The organism is Nocardia tenerifensis NBRC 101015, assembly GCF_000308715.1.
In the GTDB taxonomy this organism is placed as follows: domain Bacteria; phylum Actinomycetota; class Actinomycetes; order Mycobacteriales; family Mycobacteriaceae; genus Nocardia; species Nocardia tenerifensis.
The window spans coordinates 1-1668 of sequence record NZ_BAGH01000276.1 but is presented as its reverse complement, the minus strand read 5'-3'; the positions used below and the strand labels follow the sequence as shown (position 1 = coordinate 1668).

At 69.1% G+C, this 1668-nt stretch carries 2 protein-coding genes; one reads left to right on the top strand and one right to left on the bottom strand.

Annotated features, from left to right (window positions below):
- The coding region (locus ON39_RS21260) for a hypothetical protein (protein WP_040736973.1) at positions 1 to 708 on the bottom strand (708 nt) is incomplete at its 3' end.
- 337 nt (positions 709 to 1045) lie between these two features.
- On the opposite strand from ON39_RS21260, the gene ON39_RS21255 reads away from it, so the two are divergent.
- The coding region (locus tag ON39_RS21255) for an acyl-CoA dehydrogenase family protein (protein ID WP_040736971.1) at positions 1046 to 1668 on the top strand (623 nt) is incomplete at its 3' end.

Here is a 1668-nt window from a genome sequence, read left to right as displayed (position 1 = left end):
GCCGGGCCCGCCGCGCGGTGCGCGCCACACCGGGCCGCGAGACCCGAAGAAGGCGATGACGGCCCACACCCCGTGCGGCACCGAGGACACGGCGGCGAACAACGCGCACGCGATCACGAGGGTGCGCACGACGTAGCGTCGTCTGCCCGCGGACGGCGCGGCCGAGGCCGCCGGTCGATCCGGCACGGGGTCGAGCAGCGTGACCGCGACGGCCGCGTACCAGAGCCCACCGACCAGCAGAAGCAGCGCCGCGGGCAGGGTCGACACGTGCCCATGCGGCGTGTGCTCGGCGGCGATCAGGAACGCCGTCGTCGGCATCGCGCCGAGCCTGCCACGCAGACGCGCATCGCGCCCGGTCCCGATCGCATAGAACACCAGCACGCCGAGCAGCGCGAGCGAGACCAACAGGCAATTCGCCGCCAGACGAGAGGCCAGGTAAACGGTGGCATGCACGGCGGCCGCGATCGGCAGCACGACGGCCCGCGTCCTCGTCGGGCCTCGTTGATCGACGAACGCGACCAGGTAGCCGCCAAGGCACACCAGCACACCCGTCCCGACCTGACCCATCGCCACGCCGAGCAACAGCGGCGCCGCGATGGCCGTGCCGACGACGACGCCGCGTTCGATCGCGTGGCCGAGGCGACGCGGCGCGGTGGTGAAGTTCGCCGGGACCGGGGCTCGCCGCGCCCGCGATCCTCCGATCAGCACGACGGAGCATGCGGATCGACTCCGACGCGCCAGGAGAGCGGAGTGGGTGGCACCTGTTCTCTCCTTCTCGCGGATGGCGGCAGTCGTGCGATGGCCGCACCTGACCTGGCCGCCGAATAGTTATTCGGTGTCCAGGGGTGCGCGGATGGGTCGCGACGCGATGGGTCTTCAGCCCGTGGTTTGTCGTGAATCTCGATCCGCTCGCGACTGCCCCGACGCCCCGCCTGGTTAGCCCACGATTACGCCCCAGAAGTGAACTGGGATTCTCGTTCCGGGTACCGTATGAGACAACGACGGGTCGGTGTGGACCGGCCGGTGTGGTCACTAGGAGGTTGGTGTGGAGCGCACACTGTTCGAACCCGAGCACGATCTGTTCCGGGAGTCGTTCCGCAAGTTTCTCGATCAGCATGTCGCGCCGAACCACGCGAAATGGGAAGAGCAGGGGATCGTCGACCGCGCGGTGTGGCTGGAGGCGGGTAAACAGGGCTTCCTCGGCATGGCCATGCCGGAGGAGTACGGCGGCGGCGGGGTCAAGGACTTCCGCTACAACGCGATCGTGGCCGAGGAGTCGGTCCGCGGTCAGTACTCCGGCCTCGGCTTCGCCCTGCACAACGATGTGATCGCGCCCTACCTCCTGGAGCTGGCCAACGAGGAGCAGAAGCAGCGCTGGCTGCCCGGCTTCTGCTCCGGCGAGATCATCACCGCCATCGCGATGACCGAGCCCGGCACCGGCTCGGACCTGCAGGGCATCAAGACGCGCGCGGTCCGCGACGGCGACGACTGGGTGCTCAACGGCGCCAAGACCTTCATCACCAACGGCATCAACTCCGACATCGTGATCGTGGTCGCGCAGACCGACCCCGACAAGGGCGCGATGGGCTTCAGCCTGCTCGTCGTCGAGCGCGGCATGCCCGGCTTCGAGCGCGGCCGCAACCTGGACAAGCTCGGCCTCAAGGCACA